The 18408-nt window shown below is 68.0% G+C and carries 17 protein-coding genes; 8 read left to right on the top strand and 9 right to left on the bottom strand.

From position 1 onward, the window contains the following. The first annotated feature begins 377 nt into the window (after positions 1–377). Entirely contained in the window at positions 378–1079 is a 702-nt protein-coding gene (locus tag AC1RGU_RS04930) for a hypothetical protein (RefSeq protein ID WP_492695144.1), read from the top strand. 24 nt (positions 1080–1103) lie between these two features. Next, entirely contained in the window at positions 1104–2141 is a 1038-nt protein-coding gene (locus AC1RGU_RS04925) for an Ig-like domain-containing protein (protein ID WP_492695142.1), read from the top strand. A gap of 13 nt (positions 2142–2154) precedes the next feature. Here the strand turns inward: AC1RGU_RS04925 and AC1RGU_RS04920 are convergent, their stop codons facing one another. Further along, positions 2155–3213: an ROK family protein gene (locus AC1RGU_RS04920; RefSeq protein ID WP_095744592.1), complete on the bottom strand. Its 1059-nt coding sequence runs from the start codon at positions 3211–3213 to the stop codon at positions 2155–2157. Positions 3214–3323: 110 nt separating this feature from the next. Here AC1RGU_RS04920 and AC1RGU_RS04915 point away from each other — a divergent pair, with 110 nt between their 5' ends. Then, positions 3324–4865 (top strand): ABC transporter permease/substrate-binding protein, encoded by a 1542-nt coding sequence (locus AC1RGU_RS04915; protein ID WP_492695139.1) that lies wholly within the window; start codon positions 3324–3326, stop codon positions 4863–4865. Between the two features lie 318 nt (positions 4866–5183). On the opposite strand, the gene AC1RGU_RS04910 is transcribed toward AC1RGU_RS04915, so the two are convergent. The 8 genes from AC1RGU_RS04910 to AC1RGU_RS04875 all read right to left on the bottom strand — a co-directional run bounded on the left by AC1RGU_RS04910 (position 5184) and on the right by AC1RGU_RS04875 (position 13656). Beyond that, positions 5184–6620: an aldehyde dehydrogenase family protein gene (locus AC1RGU_RS04910; RefSeq protein ID WP_492695137.1), complete on the bottom strand. Its 1437-nt coding sequence runs from the start codon at positions 6618–6620 to the stop codon at positions 5184–5186. Between the two features lie 53 nt (positions 6621–6673). Then, on the bottom strand, positions 6674–7771 hold the full coding sequence (locus AC1RGU_RS04905) for an SMP-30/gluconolactonase/LRE family protein (RefSeq protein WP_492695135.1): 1098 nt from the start codon (positions 7769–7771) through the stop codon (positions 6674–6676). Positions 7772–7820: 49 nt separating this feature from the next. Further along, positions 7821–9179 carry a glucarate dehydratase gene (gudD, locus tag AC1RGU_RS04900; RefSeq protein WP_492695133.1) on the bottom strand — a complete coding sequence of 453 codons (1359 nt, stop codon included), beginning with the start codon at positions 9177–9179 and terminating at the stop codon, positions 7821–7823. A gap of 16 nt (positions 9180–9195) precedes the next feature. Further along, complete coding sequence (locus AC1RGU_RS04895; protein WP_492695131.1) at positions 9196–10185, bottom strand: Bug family tripartite tricarboxylate transporter substrate binding protein; 990 nt, start codon at positions 10183–10185, stop codon at positions 9196–9198. A 14-nt stretch (positions 10186–10199) separates the two neighbouring features. Then, positions 10200–10658 carry a nuclear transport factor 2 family protein gene (locus AC1RGU_RS04890; RefSeq protein WP_492695129.1) on the bottom strand — a complete coding sequence of 153 codons (459 nt, stop codon included), beginning with the start codon at positions 10656–10658 and terminating at the stop codon, positions 10200–10202. 52 nt (positions 10659–10710) lie between these two features. Next, positions 10711–11622 (bottom strand): 5-dehydro-4-deoxyglucarate dehydratase, encoded by a 912-nt coding sequence (kdgD, locus tag AC1RGU_RS04885; RefSeq protein ID WP_062470656.1) that lies wholly within the window; start codon positions 11620–11622, stop codon positions 10711–10713. 60 nt (positions 11623–11682) lie between these two features. Then, complete coding sequence (locus AC1RGU_RS04880; protein ID WP_062470659.1) at positions 11683–12672, bottom strand: Bug family tripartite tricarboxylate transporter substrate binding protein; 990 nt, start codon at positions 12670–12672, stop codon at positions 11683–11685. Between the two features lie 123 nt (positions 12673–12795). Then, complete coding sequence (locus tag AC1RGU_RS04875) at positions 12796–13656, bottom strand: FadR/GntR family transcriptional regulator (RefSeq protein WP_062470783.1); 861 nt, start codon at positions 13654–13656, stop codon at positions 12796–12798. Positions 13657–13766: 110 nt separating this feature from the next. Between AC1RGU_RS04875 and AC1RGU_RS04870 the strand changes: the two genes are divergently transcribed. The 5 genes from AC1RGU_RS04870 (at position 13767) to AC1RGU_RS04850 (ending at position 18408) form a co-directional block, all read left to right on the top strand. After that, positions 13767–14591: an NAD-dependent epimerase/dehydratase family protein gene (locus AC1RGU_RS04870; RefSeq protein WP_492695126.1), complete on the top strand. Its 825-nt coding sequence runs from the start codon at positions 13767–13769 to the stop codon at positions 14589–14591. Positions 14592–14605: 14 nt separating this feature from the next. Beyond that, the gene (locus AC1RGU_RS04865; protein WP_492695124.1) at positions 14606–15496 is read left to right on the top strand and encodes an SMP-30/gluconolactonase/LRE family protein; all 891 of its coding nucleotides are present in this window, start codon (positions 14606–14608) and stop codon (positions 15494–15496) included. A 45-nt stretch (positions 15497–15541) separates the two neighbouring features. Next, on the top strand, positions 15542–16519 hold the full coding sequence (locus tag AC1RGU_RS04860) for a TRAP transporter substrate-binding protein (RefSeq protein WP_307585981.1): 978 nt from the start codon (positions 15542–15544) through the stop codon (positions 16517–16519). A gap of 96 nt (positions 16520–16615) precedes the next feature. After that, positions 16616–17104 carry a TRAP transporter small permease gene (locus AC1RGU_RS04855; RefSeq protein ID WP_062470671.1) on the top strand — a complete coding sequence of 163 codons (489 nt, stop codon included), beginning with the start codon at positions 16616–16618 and terminating at the stop codon, positions 17102–17104. 8 nt (positions 17105–17112) lie between these two features. Continuing rightward, a complete protein-coding gene (locus AC1RGU_RS04850; RefSeq protein ID WP_070059673.1) occupies positions 17113–18408 on the top strand; it encodes a TRAP transporter large permease in 1296 nt (431 codons plus the stop codon).

Below are 18408 nucleotides of genomic sequence, written 5' to 3'. Positions count from 1 at the left end.
GCCATTCGTACCGCCGTTGTCGTGAGAAAGTGCCCAAATAACAGGCACCACTACAGCGAGGCAAGTTCCCTTCCTACGAGCCCAGAAATTAAGATAAAGGTTCACTGATTGTTGCCACATCGTGTGGAGGAATGAGCGGTCCGCCCGCCCCTTTGCACTGAATGAGCAACCAGTAGTCCCCCGCACTTCAGAAGCATCGGCGCCCGTCAGGGCGTATCGCCTTCGGCGACCTCGATGCGATGCAGGAGCGTGACCGGCAAAGGCGGTCGCCGCGGGGTTTGAGCGCTGGGCGCCGGGCGACACCTTCGCGCGGCCCCAAGCGATCCCCTTTGTTGTCGATCACTGCCGGATTCCCCTGAGCACGGGGAGAAAAATCGATGCCTTTCATTGATTCGCTGCTGGCGCTCGCGCGCCGGCTGGGCGCAGCCTTGCCTGTCGTTTGGGCCCTGCTGCTGCCCTTGTCCGCCGCCCCGACCTGGGCGGCCCTGAACGAAGTCGGCCGCGCCACGCCGAGCGTGCACCGCCTGCGCTTCTTCATCGACCCGCAACTGGCGGTCGACATCGGCGCGCCCGAGGCCGGCCGCCGGCTCGCGCAGTACGTGGCCGACCTCAACACCGTGTTCCAGCGCGAGACGGTGCGCAGCTTCACCTTCGATCCCGCAAAAGACCTGCAGGTCGTCGCGCCCGGCGCGGCGCCGCCCTGCGGCTTCAGCGGTGTGGCCGGCGGCGAGATCGTGCTGTGCGTCGGCCCCTCGAAGCGCGGCTACAGCCACGGCGGCCTGACCACCAGCACCACCTTCCCGCCCACCGGCGTGACCTGGAACCTGAACTGGACCGCCATCCACGACCCGCTGCGCCTGTCGCGCGCCATCACGCCGGCCGCGCCCGAGTCCACCGAGAAGGACTACCTCGGCCGCCAGCTCAAGACCCTGCTGCACGAGCTGGAGCACGTGTTCGGCGCCGGCTCGGGTGAGTACTACAACGCTATCGCCGTCGCCGACACCACCGAGACCGCGCCCGCCAGCGACCTGGCCCTGGTGAAGCACACCGACCGCTACTGGTGGCCGCGCCAGCACTGACGCCTCGACCCGCTGCTGGGCACCGTGTTCGAGCAGCGCTACGACCCGGCCGCCAACCGCGTCGCCACGCTCGGCCTGATCCGCTTCACCGAAGGCACCAAGGCGCAGATCAACACCGACTGGCGCGACTGGCCCAAGCTCGGCAGCTCGAAGTTCATGGCCGCGACCACCGCCACGCAGGTGCGCGTGACCGAACGCGAGAGCGGCGCCGCGCTGACCGGCGCGCCCGTCTCGGTGTGGCGCGACCCGGGCGCCGGCAAGCCGCTGGAGCCGATCGCGCAGGGCATAACGAACGCCGAAGGCCGTTTCGTGTTCGACTGGCGCTGCGGCTTCAGCTGCTTCGCCGTCGGCAAGACGACGTTGCTCGTGAAGGCCCAGGCCGCGGGCCGCGCACCGGGCGCGACCTGGTTCACCATCTTCGACGCCTTCGAGCAGAAGGCCGTGCAGGGGCAGGCCGCCTTCAGCATCGACCTGCCGCTGGGCGTGCCCGACAGCCAGAAGCCGGCCGTGTCCCTGGCTGCGCCCGCGATGGCGACCGTAGGCCAACCGGTGGCGCTGGCGCCCGTGGCGGTCGACAACGTCGGCGTCTTCGGCGTGAAGGTGATCGGCACCGACAGCCTGCCGATCTGCACCTTCACCGCCCCGCCCTACACCTGCCAGTGGACGCCGACCGCGCCGGGCGTGCAGATCATTCGCGTGATCGCCATCGATGCGGCGGGCAATGCCGAGGTCGCGTCGGCGCAGGTGATCGTGCGCGCGCCCGCCGACACCACCGCGCCGACCGTCACGCTGAACGTGCCGCCCATGGCCTCGTCGGCCGCCGGTCTGCCGGTGCGGCTGTCGGCCAGCGCGACCGACGATGTCGGCGTGGCCGAGCTGGCCTTCATCGTCGACGGCAAGACCGTCTGCGCGCTGCGCGCCGCGCCCTACGCCTGCAGCTGGACGCCCGCGCGCGCCGGCCTGGCGAACATCGAGTTGCGCGCCACCGATGCGGCGGGCAACGTCGCCACCACCTCGGCCACTGCGCGCGTCGGCGCGGAGCTGCGGCCCGAAGACCTGTAAGGGGTAGCGCTCGTCAACGCCGGTTCGTGAAGCTGGCGTTGCCCAGCCCGGTGCCGATGGTCAGCACGCCCCAGTGGCGCACGTCGCGCATGAAGGGCAGCTCGCTCAGGCCCTGCACCACCGCATCGTTGTGCATGAGCACCAGCGTCGCGCCCGAGCCGATGATCGGCAGCCGCCGCCACAGCGCGGCCGGCAGGTGGAAGGCGCGGCTCTCCCAGTCGCCCGGCAGGTTCTGCGCGCCGCGCGCAATCGAGCCGTCGGAGCGGATCAGCCCCGGGCAGCCGATGCCGATGAAAGGCGCGAGCCGGATCTTGCGGCGCTCGGCGTAGACGACCATGTCCTCGAGCATGTCGGCGATGCGTTCGACCATGTGGCTGCGGTTCGGGCCGTCGTCGGCGTGGCGCCACTTTTCTCGCTTGACCACCTTGGCGCGCGAGAAGTCGGGCGCCTTGCGGTGGCGCGTCTTCACGATGCCGCAGCGCACGTTGGTGCCGCCGATGTCCACCGCCAGGATCGCGTCGTGCCCCTTCAGGAGCGGCGGCGGCGTCAGGTGCGCCCAGCCGATCAGCCCGCCGTCGTCCACGTTGTGCGACAGCCGGCCCAGCTGCACGTGCACGCCCAGGTCCTCGAGCATCGCGCCCGCCTCCAGGATCGCGCGCTCGCCCACGTCGCTCTCGGGAAAACCGCCGCCAACCACGATGCGCTGCACCTTGCGCCACGAGGGCTGGCGCACGAAGCGCTGGACCACGAAGGCGAGCTCTTCCGCGAACTCCTCGATGGCGCCATGCATCACGTCGCCGGCGGCCGTGGCGGTCTTTCCCTGCAGCGCGCGGTCGAGCTGCTTCTTGCTCAGGTCGCGCGAGTGGGCCGCGCCCAGCGGGTCGCGGCCGGTCTTGCGGCGCCGCTTGCGCCATCGCTCGAGCAGTTCGCGAAACGCCGTCTGGCTGGCCTGGTCGCCGACGAAGCCGTCCTTGTCGCGCAGCTGCAGGCTGTAGCCGTCCACGCGCAGGCCGGGCAGCTCGCGCAGGCCGTGGATGTCGGGACCGGGGGGCGCGTGCCTGGTTTTTTTCATGACGGCCACTATGGGCCGCCGCGCGGCCGTGGCGCATCGGCTTCGCGCACCACGGCGTGTAGGAGACGGACGGGTACGGCTGGCGCAGCGATGCCGATACACTGATCCGGATGCACCTGCCTCGCAGCTTCTGGCACCCCGCCCTGTGGCTTTTCGCGATGCTCTGGCTGGCCGCCGCCGCGCCCCGCGCGCAGGCCGCCGACGAGACGCTGCGCGTCGGCTCCAAGCGCTTCACCGAGTCGTACATCCTGGCCGAGGTGCTGGCGCAGACCGCCGCGCCGCACACCGTGTCGCCGCCCGTCGTGCGGCAGGGGCTGGGCAACACGGCCATCGTGTACGAGGCGCTGCGCTCGGGCGCCATCGACCTGTACGCCGAATACACCGGCACCATCGCGCTCGAGATCCTCAAGGGCTCGCCCGCCGACACGCGCGAGGCCATGAACGCCGCGCTCGCGCCGCTCGGGCTGGGCGTGGCGATTCCGCTGGGCTTCAACGACGGCTACGCGCTGGCCGTGCGCGCCGCCGACGCCGACAAGCTCGGGCTGCGCACGCTGAGCGACCTGGCCAAACACCCCGAACTGCGCATCGGGTTGTCGAACGAATTCATCGGCCGCGCCGACGGCTGGAAGGGCCTGGCCGCGCGCTACGGCTTCACGCAGACGCCGACCGGGCTCGACCACGGCCTGGCCTACGAGGCGATGACGGCCAAACAGATCGACGCGATCGACATCTACACCACCGACGCCAAGATCGACCACCTCGGCCTGCGCGTGCTCGTGGACGACAAGCAGTACTTTCCGCGCTACGACGCGGTGGTGCTCTACAAGCTCGACCTGCCTGCGCGGCTGCCGAAGGCGTGGGCTGCGTTGCAGACGCTCGAAGGCAAGATCGACGAGCACGCCATGATCGCGATGAACGCGCGCGCCGAACTGCAGGGCGTGCGCTTTGACACCATCGCGCGCGACTTCCTGGCCGGCGCCACCAAGGACGGCAAGACGCCGCCGAGCGCCGCACGCGGCTTCACGGCCAAGCTCTTCGGTCCCGACCTCTGGCCGCTCGCGCGCCAGCACCTGCTGCTGGTGGCGGTGTCGGTCGGCGTGGCCATCCTCATCGGCGTGCCGCTCGCGATCCTCGTGTTTCCGCACCTGCGGTTGCGCGCCGTGGTGCTGGGCTTTGCGAGCGTGATGCAGACCGTGCCGTCGCTGGCGCTGCTCGCGGTGCTGATCTCCTTGCTGGGCGCCATCGGCGCCCTGCCCGCATTGATCGCGCTCACGCTGTATTCGCTGCTGCCGATCATGCGCAACACCGTGACCGGGCTGGCCGAAGTGCCGAATGGACTTCGACTGGCCGGCACCGCGCTGGGCATGACACCGCCGCAGAGCCTTCAGTTGGTGTTGCTGCCTCTCGCGTTGCCCACGCTACTGGCGGGAGTTCGCACCGCGACAGCCATTGCCATCGGCACGGCCACCATCGCGGCTTTCATCGGCGCGGGTGGTTTCGGTGAGCGCATCGTGACGGGGCTGGCACTCAACGATCGCGAGCTGTTGATGGCGGGTGCGTTGCCGGCTGCCGCGATGGCGCTGATCAGTGAAGGGGTCTTCGAGTTGATCGAATTTCTGATGCGTCGCAGTCGCAGGGCACCATTGGCCTGAGCTGTTCAGGGCGACGCTCACGCCGACGCGGTACCTTGCTCCGCGAATGTCCCCCGGGCTTCGCCCTCCTCCTTGATTTCGCTGCGCAAGGCACCGCATCGACGTGAGCGTGTTCAGTGCGGTCGTTGATCGGCGAGCACCCACAGCGCGTCCCGTGCGCAGGACACTGGGTGCTTCCCGCAGCGAAATCAAGGAGGAGGCCGCAGGCCGGGGGACATTCGCGGAGGGAAGTACCCGGTGGCCTGCGCACGCGCCCCGAACCAAGCGGACATAAAAAAGCCCCCAAACAGGGGGCTTTCAACGAGACAAGAAGAAGCGTCAGGCCAACGTGTAAGCCGTCTTCACCGTCGTGAAGAACTCCTGCGCGTACTTGCCCTGCTCCCGCGGCCCATAGCTCGACCCCTTGCGGCCACCGAACGGCACGTGATAGTCCACCCCCGCCGTCGGCAGGTTCACCATCACCATCCCCGCTTGGCTGTGCCGCTTGAAGTGCGTCGCGTACTTCAGCGAGGTCGTCGCAATGCCGGCCGAGAGACCGAACTCGGTGTCGTTCGCCGTCGCCAGTGCCTCTTCGTAGTTCTTCACGCGGATCACGCTCGCCACCGGCCCGAACACCTCTTCGCGATTGATGCGCATGTTCGCCGCGGACTCGCTGAACAGCGCCGGCGACATGTAGTAGCCGTCCGTCTCCAGCTTCAGCAGCTCACCGCCCGCCGCCAGCGTGGCGCCCTCGCCCTTGCCGATGGCGACGTATTCCATGTCCTGGTCGAGCTGCGACTTCGACGACACCGGCCCCACGTCGGTGCCCTGCGCGAGCGCGTCGCCGACCTTGATCTTCGCCATGCGCGCCTTCATCGCCTCGATGAACTTCGGATAGATGCCCTCGGTCACGATCAGGCGGCTCGACGCCGTGCAACGCTGGCCGGTCGAGTAGAACGCGCTCTGCACGCTGAGCTCCACGGCCTGCGCGAGGTCGGCGTCGTCGAGCACCACCTGCGGGTTCTTGCCACCCATCTCGAGCTGCACCTTCTTGTGGTTGGTGACGCACTGCACTGCGATGTTGCGGCCCACGCCCACCGAGCCGGTGAAGCTGATCGCGTGGATGCCCGGGTGGTTCACCAGCGCATCGCCGATCACGCTGCCGCGCCCCATCACCAGGTTGAACACGCCGGCCGGAATGCCCGAGCGGCTGATGATCTCAGCCAGCGCCCACGCGCAGCCCGGCACGAGGTCGGCGGGCTTGAGCACCACGCAGTTGCCGAAAGCCAATGCGGGCGCGATCTTCCAGGCGGGAATGGCGATGGGGAAGTTCCACGGCGTGATGAGCCCGACCACGCCGACCGGCTCGCGCGTGATCTCCACGCCGATGCTCGGACGCACCGACGGCAGCACCTCGCCCGACAGGCGCAGGCACTCACCCGCGAAGAACTTGAAGATCTGCCCCGCGCGCGTGGCCTCGCCGATGCCTTCGGCCTTGGTCTTGCCCTCTTCGCGCGCCAGCAGCGTGCCGAGCTCTTCCTTGCGCGCGAGGATCTCGGTGCCGATCTTGTCGAGCGCATCGGAGCGCGCCTGGATGCTGCCCGTCGCCCAGGCGGGGAAGGCGGCGGTGGCTGCTGCCACAGCCGCGTCGACGTGACCCTTGTCGCCCTGCGTGTACTGGCCCAGCACGTCGGCCAGGTTGCTGGGGTTGATGTTGGGGCTGTAGCTTTGGCCAGCCAGCCATTCGCCATTGATGAGGTTGTTGAATTCAGTCATCGTCGATGTCCTTGTGTGCGTGTTGCGGTGAGGAGGTTGGAAAAGTCCCAAGGCTAGGTGGCGCCTTCGGACTCCACGTAGAGGGCGTACAGCGAATGGCTGGCCGCCATGTAGAGGCGGTTGTTCTTGGGGCCGCCGAACGTCAGGTTGGCACAGCGTTCGGGCAGGCGGATGAAACCGATGGGCTTGCCTTGCGAATTGAAGATCTTGACGCCATCGAGGTCTTCGGATTTCGCCTGCGGCTGATAGACCTTCATGCCGTTGCCGGCATCGACGGGTTCGGGAGCGACGGCGCCGTTCCAGCCCCAGCCCATCCAGAGATTGCCGTCGCGGTCGACGCGAAAGCCATCGAGCGCCGCAGCGCCCGTGCCATCGATGAGCTTCACCTTGTTCGACACGCTGCCATCGACCGCCACGTCGTAGCTCCAGAGGCTGCGGTTGGGCGTGCCCTTCCACTCGACAACGTAGAGCTTTTTCTCGTCCGGCGAGAAGGCCAGGCCGTTCGGGTTCACGAGGTCGGTGATCACCGCCGAGAGCTGGCCGTCGGGCGTGAGGCGGTACACGTTGGTCGTCGCCTGCTCGGGCGCGGCCTTCTCGCCTTCCCACGTGCCCGAGATGCCGAAGATCGGATCGGTGAACCACACGGTGTCGTCCGATTTCACGACCACGTCGTTCGGCGAGTTCAGGCGCTTGCCCTGGTAGCGGTCGGCCAGCACGGTCACGCGCCCGTCGGATTCGGTGCGCACCACGCGCCGCGTCACCGAGTGCTCGCAGCTGATGAGGCGGCCCTGCCGGTCACGCGTGTTGCCGTTGCAGTAGCCGGCGTTCGCCTTGTGGACCTTGAACTCGCCGGTCTTCTCCTCGTAGCGCATCAGACGGTTGTTCGGGATGTCGCTGCACACGAGATAACCCTCGCGCGGCAGGTACACCGGGCCCTCGGCCCAGCGCATGCCGGTGCCGACCTGCTCGAGCGTGCTGCTGTAGATGCGGTACTTCGCAAAGCTGGGGTCGAGGATCAGCACCGACGGATCGGGATACCGCTGCTGCGGCTTGTAGGGAAACGACTGGGCGCCCGCGACGGCGGCCACGGCGCCGAGTGCCGAGCCGGCAGCCGCTTGCAGCAGGCGACGGCGATCCATGTGCTTGTTCATTCAGTCTCCTTGGATGTTTCAGCCGTCAGCGCACGAAGGCACCGGGCGCTCAGCGGACCATGCAGGGGCGCTTGTTGTCGAAGGTCCAGTTCGGAATGAGGAACTGCATCGCCTGCGCATCGTTGCGCGCGCCGAGGCCATGTTTCAGGTACAGCTGGTGCGCCTTCTCGACCTCGGCCATGTCGAGCTCGATACCCAGGCCGCCGCGCGTGGGCACCTGCACGAGGCCGCCCTCGATCTGCAGCGGCGCCTTCGTGAGGCGCTGGCCGTCCTGCCAGATCCAGTGCGTGTCGATGGCCGTGACCTTGCCGGGCGCGGCGGCGGCCACGTGCGTGAACATCGCGAGCGACACGTCGAAGTGGTTGTTCGAATGCGAGCCCCAGGTCAGGCCCCAGGCCTGGCACAGCTGCGCCACGCGCACCGAGCCCTGCATCGTCCAGAAGTGCGGGTCGGCCAGAGGAATGTCGACCGACTGCAGCGACAGGCTGTGCACCATCTCGCGCCAGTCGGTGGCGACCATGTTGGTCGCGGTCGGCAGGCCGGTGGCGCGGCGGAACTCGGCCATCACCTCGCGGCCCGAGAACACGCCCTCGGCGCCGCACGGGTCTTCGGCATAGGCCATCACGCCGTGCAGGTCGCGGCACAGGCGGATGGCGTCGGCCAGCAGCCAGCCGCCGTTGGGGTCGAGCGTGACGCGCGCCTGCGGAAAGCGCGCGTGCAGCGCGCGGATGGCTTCGACCTCTTCCTCGCCGCGCAGCACGCCGCCCTTGAGCTTGAAGTCGGTGAAACCGTAGCGCGCATGCGTGGCCTCGGCCAGTCGCACGATGGCCTCAGGGGTCATGGCCTCTTCGTGGCGCAGGCGGAACCAGTCGTTGTCGGCGCCGGGGTCGGTCTCGTACGGCAGGTCGGTCTTGGTGCGGTCGCCCACGTAGAAGAGGTAGCCGAGCATCTGCACCGCATCGCGCTGCTGGCCTTCGCCGAGCAGCGCGGCCACGGGCACGCCCAGGTGCTGGCCCAGCAGGTCGAGCAGCGCGGCTTCGGCGGCGGTCACGGCGTGGATGGTCACGCGCAGGTCGAAGGTCTGCAGGCCGCGCCCGCCGCTGTCGCGCGCGGCAAACGCACTGCGCATGCGGTTGAGCACGGCGTTGTGGTTGCCGATGGGCTGGCCCACGATGAGGTCGCGCGCATCTTCGAGCGTCTGGCGGATCTTCTCGCCGCCCGGCACCTCGCCCACGCCAGTGTGGCCGGCGCTGTCGGTGAGGATCAGCAGGTTGCGCGTGAAGAACGGGCCGTGCGCGCCGCTGAGGTTCATCAGCATGCTGTCGTGGCCCGCAACGGGCACGACGCGCATGGCGGTGACGACGGGCGCGCCCGACACGACATGGGAAACGGATTCAGGACTTGTCATCTTCGGGCTCGGTGGCTCAGTCTGCGGTGATGTGGCGGGTGTCGATCAATGTCTTCCATCGCGCCCACTCGCGCAACTGGAAGGCGGTGAAGTCCTCGGGCGTGCTGGCGACGATTTCCAGGCCCTGGTCGAGCATGCGCTTCTTGGTATCGGGGTCCTGCATGGCGGCGATGACCGCGTCGCTCAGCTTCTTCTTCGTGGCGGGCGGCAGGCCCTTGGGCGCGGCCATGCCCTGCCACGAATAGACCTCGGCGCCCTTCACGCCAGCCTCGGCGAGCGTGGGCACGTCGGGCAGCACGGGCGAGCGCTTGTCGCCGGTGACGGCCAGCGCGCGCAGCTTGCCGGCGCGGATGTGCGGCAGCACGGCGTTCACGTTCTGGAACGAGAAGTCGACCTGGTTGCCCAGCAGGTCGTTCACCGCCGGCGCGCCGCCCTTGTAGGGCACGTGCACGCCTTCGGTCTTCGATTGCTGCCAGAAGAGTTCGGCCGACAGGTGGTCGGACGAGCCGTTGCCCGAGCTCGCGAACGAGACCTTGCCGGGCGTCTTGCGCAACAGCGCGAGCACGTCGGCCACGCTGCGCTCGGGCCGCGCGACATTCGCCACGAGCACGTTGGGCGCCTGCACGGGCACGCTGATGTAGTCGAAGTCTTTGGTCGCGTCGTAGGGCACGCTCTTTTGCAGATGCGGCGTGACGACGAAGGCGCCGAGCGACGACACCAGCAGCGTGTAGCCGTCGGGCAGTGCGCGCCGCACGAAGCCGGTGCCGATGGTGCCGGTGGCGCCGGGCCGGTTGTCGACCACGAAGCTGCCGCCGAGCTTGCCCTGCAGCTGCTGCGCCAATGCGCGCGCCACCATGTCGGTGGAGCCGCCGGCAGGGAACGGCACGATGATCGTCACGGGCTTCTGCTGCGGCCATGCATCGGCCTGGGCCGAAGCGTGCAGCGGCGTCAGCAGTGCGGTGGCGGCGAGCGCGAGGCCCGTCGCCAGGAATTGCGTTCTCTTCATGCGCGGTGGTCCGATCAGGAAGGAAGGCGCACAGCCTGGCGCGCGAGCAGCTTCCACTCGCCGCCCTGCTTCTGCCAGATGCCGAGGATCTTCAGCGCGACCTTGCCGGGCTTGCCCGAGTCGTTGGTGTCGGCCGTGAGCGTGTGGCGCACGATGGCGGTGTTTCCGTCGACGACCTTGATGGTCTGGTCGGTGATCGCGATGGTCACGAAGTCCGACTTGCGGTCGAGCAGGTCGGCGATGAAGCTGGCCTGCGTGTCGACCTTGCCGCCCGAATGGCCGTAGCTCAGGTCGTCGGCCACCAGCGCGCGCAGCGCGGCCGGCGTCGGGTCGACCATGGCGACGCGCAGCCGCTCGGCGGCCGCGGCCACTGCCGGTTCGGCCGATGCGCCGCTGTTGCTGCCTCCGCTGGCGGCGCAGCCCGCGAACACGGCGGTCGCTGCGGCGGCGAGCAGGAATTTTCTGATGAGCATGTCGTTGTCTCCTGTTTGTTTTGTGGTGCGGTCGACTGTGATCAGTGCCGGCTTACTGCGGGCCGAGCGTGTCGATGAGCGCCTTCAGCGCGTCCATCTCGTCGGGCTTGAGGTCGGTCAGCGGCGCGCGCACGGGGCCGGCGTCGTGGCCGACGAGCTTGGCGCCCGCCTTCACGATGCTCACGGCGTAGCCGGGCACGCGGTTGCGCAGTTCCAGGTAGGGCATGAAGAAGTTCTTCAGCAGGCGGTGCTGCGTGGCCATGTCGTCGTTCGCGACCGCGTGATAGAAGTCCATCGCCGTCTTCGGAATGAAGTTGAAGACCGCCGACGAGTACACGGGCGTGCCCATCGCCTTGTAGGCCGCGGCATAGACCTCGGCCGTGGGCAGGCCGCCCAGGTAGGCGAAGCGGTCGCCCATCTTCTGGAAGATCGCAACCATCGCCTCGATGTCGCCCACGCCGTCCTTGAAGCCGACGAGGTTCGGGTTGCGCTCGGCCAGGCGGGCCAGCGTGTCGGGCTTGAGGCGGCTCGAGGCGCGGTTGTAGACGATCACGCCGAACTTCACGCTCTTGCACACGGCCTCGACGTGCGCGGCCAGGCCTTCCTGGCCGGCTTCGGTGAGGTAGTGCGGCAGCAGCAGGATGCCGTGCGCGCCGGCCTTCTCTGCCGCTTGCGCGCATTGGATGGCGAAGCGCGTCGGGCCGCCGGCGCCGGCAATGATCGGCACCACGCCGCGGCAGGTGTCGACCGCGGTCTGAATGATGCCGGGGTACTCATCGCCGGTCAGCGAGAAGAACTCGCCCGTGCCGCCCGCGGCGAACAGCGCGCTCGCGCCGTAGGGTGCCAGCCATTCGAGGCGCTCGATGTAGCCCTTCTTGTTGAAGTCGCCGTTGCTGTCGAAGTCGGTCAGCGGGAACGAGAGCAGGCCGGAGCCCATGATGGTCTTGAGTTCTTGCGGGTTCATCGGAAGTCGTCCAGTGAAAAAGAGAAATGAGGAAAAGAAAAAAGAAGAAGAAGGGGCCGCTCAGTCGAGCTTGAGATTGGCCTGCTGGATGACCTGCGCCCAGCGCGCGCGCTCCTTGGCGAAGAACTGGTCCTGCTCGGGCGCGGTCATGGTCACGACCTCGGCGCCCTGCCCCGCAAGCCGCGCCCGGATGTCGGGCGTGCGGATGATGCGGACCAGTTCCTTGTTGAGCCGGGCGATCACCGCGTCAGGGGTGCCGCGCGCCGCGACCACGCCCTGCCATGTGCCCGACTCGTAGCCGGGAACGCCCTGCTCCGCGATGGTCGGCACGCTGCCGATCAGCGGCATGCGCGTCGACTTCGACACCGCGATGAGCTTGAGCTTGCCGCTCTGTACATGCGGGTACGTGGCCAACATGCCGTTCATGAGCACCTGCGTCTGGCCCGCGACGGTGTCGAGCACGGCCTGCACGCCGCCCTTGTAGGGCACGTACTCCCACTTGGCGCCGCTCTTGCGCTGCAGCTCGACGCCGGCCAGGTGCGCGGTGCTGCCGCTGGCGGTGACGGCGAAGTTGAGGTCGCTCTTCTTCGACAGCTCGACCAGCTCCTTCAGCGTGTTGGCCTGCACCGACGGGTGCACCACCAGCAGGTGCGGCGAGTAGGCCAGCATGGCCACGCTGCGCAGGTCCTTCGACGGATCGAACGGCAGCTTGGGGTACAGCGACGGGCTGATGGCCAGCGCGCCGAGGTCGCACAGCATGAGCGTGTGGCCGTCGGCCGGCGCCTTGGCCAGCATGTCGGCGCCGAGGTTGCCGTTGGCGCCCGCGCGGTTCTCGATGACCACGGGCTGGCCCAGCGCCTCGGACAGCGGCTGGCCGATGGCGCGCGCAATGATGTCCGACGAGCCGCCCGGCGGGTACGGCACGATGAGACGGATGGGCTTGGAAGGCCAGGTGCCGCCCGCCCCTTGCGCGAACGCGTGCAAGGGCAGGCTGGCGGCCAGTGTGGTGGCGAGGGCGGCGCCGAGCGCGCCGCGTCGGTTGACGGTCATGGGGGCTGTCTCCTGAAGTTCGATGCAGGCATGCGGGGCCGCGATGGCGCCGCATGTTATCAGTCATCGTACAACTAGAAAATCAGCTTGTCCAGACTTGAACCCCGAAAACCCGGGGAGAACTCAGCGCGAAGGGGTGTTGTCGGACGAGGCGGTGCCGTGGCCGGCCGCCTCCGCCCTGGCTTTCTGTTGTTGCGCGGCTTCCTGCGCCATGCGCAGCCGCTCGCGGCTGTTGGTCAGGTGGATGCGCATCGCGGCGCGTGCCGACTCGGGGTCGCGGCGCGCGATGGCCGCGTAGATTTCCTCGTGCTCGCGGTTCACGCGGCTCAGGTAGCTGCCGTCCTGCACGCGGATCGCGCTGATGCGCGTGCGCGGGATGATCGTCGTGCCCAGGTGCCGCATGATGTCGGCGAAGTAGGGGTTGCCGGTCGACTGCGCGATCTCCAGGTGGAAGGCGAAGTCGGGTCCCACGGTGTCGCCGCCCACCTTGACGTTCTGCTCGAACGCGTCAAGCGCCTGGCGCATCGCCACCAGTTGCTCGTCGGTGCGCCGGCTCGCGGCCAGCCCGGCGGATTCGGTCTCCAGGCTGATGCGCAGCTCGAGCACGGCGAGCACGTCGACCGAGGTCGCGATCTCGCCGGGATCGAGGCGGAACACCCCGCCCATGCCACCCGGACGCGGCTGCAGCACGAAGGTGCCCACGCCGTGCAGCGTCTCGACCAGCCCGCCCGCCTGCAGCTTGGACAGCGCCTCGCGCACCACGGTGCGGCTCACGCCGTAGGCCTGCATGATGGCCGACTCGGTCGGCAGCTTGTCGCCGGGGCGCAGCGACTGGCTGCGGATCTTCTCGCCCAGGTCTTCCACCAGCCCGTTCGCCAGACCGCGCGCGCGCTGGCGCGGCCGCCCCACGAAAGCGGCGTTGCCCGCCGGGTTGTCAGCGGTCGTTGTCTGAACTTCGGGATTACCCGCAGTCGTTGAGGCCATGACGACGATCATAATCCCCTCACAGTTGTACGACAACAGATAACTTATCACCTAAAAAACGGTGACGACGTTGTCCACCTCCTCCGCTTCCCCTCACACATCCCGAAGACATGTCGACGCCTGAAGCCCCCTCCCCCCAGCTCGGCCGCCTGCTGCTGACCGGCGCCGCCGGCGGCCTGGGCCGCGTGCTGCGCGAACGGCTCGCGCCTTTTGCGAACGTGATCCGCCTTTCCGACATCGCCGACATCGCGCCGGCCACGGGCGCGCATGAAGAAGTCGTGCCCTGCGACCTGTCCGACAAGGCCGCGGTCGACGCGCTGGTGGCCGGCTGCGACGCCATCGCCCATTTCGGCGGCGTGTCGGTCGAGCGCCCGTTCGAAGAAGTGCTCGAAGCCAACATCAAGGGCGTGTTCAACCTGTACGAAGCCGCGCGCCGCCACGGCGTGAAGCGCGTGGTGTTCGCCAGCTCGAACCACGTGATCGGCTTCTACAAGCAGGACGAGCACATCGACGCGCACGCCGCGCGCCGGCCCGACGGCTACTACGGCCTGTCGAAATCGTTCGGTGAAGACATGGCGCAGTTCTACTTCGACCGCTGGGGCATCGAGACGGTGAGCATCCGCATCGGCTCGTCGTTCCCCGAGCCGGCCAACCGCCGGATGATGCACACCTGGCTCAGCTACCGCGACCTCACGACGCTGATCCAGAAGTCGCTCTTCACGCCCAACGTGAAGCACACGGTGGTCTACGGCATGTCGGCCAACCGCGACCTGTGGTGGGACAACGCCGCCGCCGCGCACCTGGGCTTCGCGCCACAGGACAGCTCCGAGGTGTTCCGCGACAAGGTCGAGGCGCAGCCGAAGGTGGCGCCCACCGATCCGAACGCCATCTACCAGGGCGGCGCTTTCACCGCGCAAGGCCCGTTCGGCGACTGAACGCGCCGCACCACATGCAAGCCGAACTCGTTCTCGACGCACGCAACGGCACGGGCGAAAGCCCGGTGTGGCTGGCCGCGCAGCAGGCGCTGTACTGGGTCGATATTCCCGCGCGCACACTGAACCGCTGGCACGCCAGTGAAGGCCATGCGAAGTGGCAGGCCGATGAAATGATCGCCTGCATCGCTTCGCGCGCCGACCGACCCGGCGAATGGATCGCCGGCATGGAAAGCGGCCTGTTCTCGCTGCGCGAGCGCACCGACGGCACGCTCGCGGCCACGCCGCTCGCCCCGGTGGCGCACGCCGCGCCGGGCATGCGCTTCAACGACGGCCGCTGCGACCGGCAAGGCCGCTTCTGGGCCGGCACGATGCTGCTCGACATGGCCGCCGGCGCACGCGTCGGCCGCCTGTACAGCTACGGCGCCGGCGACGAGAGCGCAGCCCTGAAGCTGGACGACCTGATCGTGCCCAACGGCCTGGCCTTCAGCCCCGACGGCCGCACGATGTACCTGTCGGACTCGCACCCGAGCGTGCAGGCCGTCTGGGCCTTCGACTACGACACCGACACCGGCACGCCCCACAACCGCCGTCTCTTCATCGATATGAAGCCCCTGCCCGGCCGCCCCGACGGCGCGGCGATGGACGTCGACGGCTGCTACTGGATCTGCGGCAACGACGCCGGCCTGGTGCATCGCTTCACGCCCGACGGCCGGCTCGACCGCTCCCTCGCCGTGCCGGTGAAGAAGCCCGCCATGTGCGCCTTCGGCGGCCCGACGCTCGACACGCTGTTCGTCACCTCGATCCGCCCCGGCGGCATCGACCTGTCGGACCAGCCGCTGGCCGGCGGCGTGTTCGCGCTGCGCCCCGGCGTGGCGGGCGTGCCCGAGCCGGCCTTCGGCGGCTGACCCTTTTCTTTTTTATTGACGACAACCACCAAGAGGACGAGACAAATGAAGCTCTACAAGACACTCATCGCACTTGCTGCCGGCGCGGCGGCCGCGTTGACCACGCTGGCTGCCGGCGCCACCGAGTTCCGCTCGGCCGACATCCACCCCGACGACTACCCCACCGTGACCGCCGTGAAGTTCATGAGCGAACGGCTCAAGGCGCTGTCCGGGGGCAAGCACAGCATCAAGGTCTTCAACAACAGCGCGCTCGGCAACGAGAAGGACACGATCGAGCAGACCAAGATCGGCGCGCTGCAAATGGTGCGCGTGAACATCGCGCCCATGAACAACATCTGCCCCGAGACGCAGGTGCCGACCATGCCCTTCCTGTTCCGTTCGGTGGAGCACCTGCACAAGGTGCTCGACGGCCCGGTCGGCGAAGAAATCCTGAAGTCGTGCGAGAAGCAGGGCTTCGTGGGCCTGGCCTACTACGACAGCGGCGCGCGCTCGATGTTCACGGCCAAGAAGCCCGTGCGCAACTTCGCCGACATGAAGGGCCTGAAGGTGCGCGTGCAGCAGTCCGACCTGTGGGTGTCGATGCTCGAGGCCATGGGCGCCAACGCCACGCCGATGCCCATGGGCGAGGTCTACACGGGCCTGAAGACCGGCCTCATCGACGCAGCCGAAAACAACTACCCCACCTACGAAAGCGCGCGCGCCTTCGAGGTCGCCAAGTACTACAGCAAGACCGAGCACTCGATGGCGCCCGAGATGCTGCTGTTCTCCAAGCGCGCGTGGGACAAGCTCTCCACCGAAGAACAGGGCTGGCTGCGCCAGGCCGCCAAGGAATCGGTGCCCTACATGCGCAAGCAGTGGCAGGAGCGTGAAGTGAAGTCGCTGGCCACGGTGAAGGCCGGCGGCGCCGAGATCATCGACGTCGACAAGGCCCCGTTCCAGGCCGCGATGAAGCCGGTGTACGACAAGTTCATCACGGACGCGAAGCTCAAGGACCTGGTCAAGCGCGTCCAGGACACGAAGTAAACAGGGCTCGCCCCCAGGCTTCGCGCACTTCGTGACCCTGCGCCCCTGCCGGGGGCCACGAAGGGGCGGAGCCTCTCCATTTTTCGCGCTGGAAATATGTACACCAAACTTTGCCGCACGCTCGCCCGTGCCTGCATGTGGTTGGGCATCCTCGGTCTCGTCGCGGTGATCTGCGCCGTGAGCTGGCAGGTGTTCGGCCGCTACGTGCTCAACAACACCCCCACCTGGGCCGAGAGCCTCGCGCTGCTGCTGGTGCTCTACGTGACCATGCTGGGCGTGGCCGTGGGCGTGCGCGACGCGGGCCACATCGGGCTTGAATCGTTCCTCGTGCTCGCGCCCGACTGGCTGCGCCTGAAGATGGAATACCTCATCCACGCGCTGATCCTGCTGTTCGGCCTGGCCATGGCCTGGAACTGCGCCTCGCTCGCCGAATCGGTGTGGGACTACCGCCTGCCCACGCTGTGGATTTCCGAAGGCTGGAAGTACGTGCCCGCCGCCGTGTCGGGCGTCCTCATCGTGATGTTCTCGATCGAACACATCATCGCCTTGGCCCAAGGCCGCGAAGTCGAACCCGCCTGGGGCTGAACCTCATCATGACGACCCCTCTTCTCATTCTTTGCCTCTCGTTCACGCTGTTCCTGCTGCTCGGCGTGCCGGTGGCGTTCTCGATCGGCCTGTCGGCCCTGGCCACCCTGCTGTACGAAGGCCTGCCGCTCGCGGTGGGCTTCCAGCAGATGACCTCGGGCATGGGCATCTTCTCGTTCCTGGCCATTCCCTTCTTCATCTTCGCCGGCGAGCTCATGCTCTACGGCGGCATCGCGGACCGCATCGTCAACTTCGCACGCAACCTCGTGGGCCACGTGCGCGGCGGCCTGGGCATGTCGAACGTGGTGGCCTGCACCCTGTTCGGCGGCGTCTCGGGCTCGCCCGTGGCGGACGTCTCGGCCATGGGCGCCGTGATGATCCCGATGATGAAGAAGGAGGGTTATCACGCCGACTACGCGGTCAACGTGACAACCCACGCGGCACTGGTCGGCGCGCTGATGCCGACGAGCCACAACCTCATCATTTACTCGCTCGCAGCAGGCGGCAAGGTGTCGATCGCGGCGCTGATTTTGGCGGCACTGCTGCCGGCGGCGGTGCTCACGTTGAGCAACCTCGCGGCCGCCTACCTGGTGGCCGTGAAGCGCGGCTACCCGGCCGGCAGCTTCCCGGGCTGGGCCATCGTGGCGCGCTCGTTCGCGGCGGCGCTGCCGGGCCTGTTCATCGTGGTGCTGATCCTCGGCGGCATTTTGTCGGGCATCTTCACCGCGACCGAATCGGCGGCGGTGGCGGTGCTCTATGCGCTTGCGCTCACGATCTTCGTGTACCGCACGCTGAAGTGGGAGCACTTCATCAAGGCCGCCTCGAAGGCCGTGCGCACCACGGGCGTGATCCTGCTGCTCATCGGCATCTCGAGCACCTTCGGCTACCTCATCAGCCTGTACGGCGTGGCCGAGCTCACGGGCCAGATGCTGTCGCAGGTGACGACCACGCCGTGGATGATCTTCCTGCTCATCAACATCATCCTGTTCGTGCTGGGCACCTTCCTGGACATGGCCGCGACCATCCTGCTGTGCACACCGATCTTCCTGCCCATTGCACAGCAGTACGGCATGACCTCGGTGCAGTTCGGCGTGGTGATGCTCATCAACTGCGCGCTGGGCCTGAACACGCCGCCCGTGGGCACCACGCAGTTCGTCGGCTGTGCCATCGGCGGGGTGTCGGTGGGCACGGTGATGCGCACGATCTGGCCCTTCTACGGCGCGCTGATCTTCGCGCTCGGCGTGGTCACTTTCGTGCCGGCGTTTTCCACCTGGCTGCCCAGCCTGTTCATGGTGGTGAAGTAA

The sequence above is a fragment of the Variovorax sp. GW823-FHT02B07 genome (genome assembly GCF_058797695.1).
This window is presented reverse-complemented; position numbering and strand designations above follow the sequence as displayed.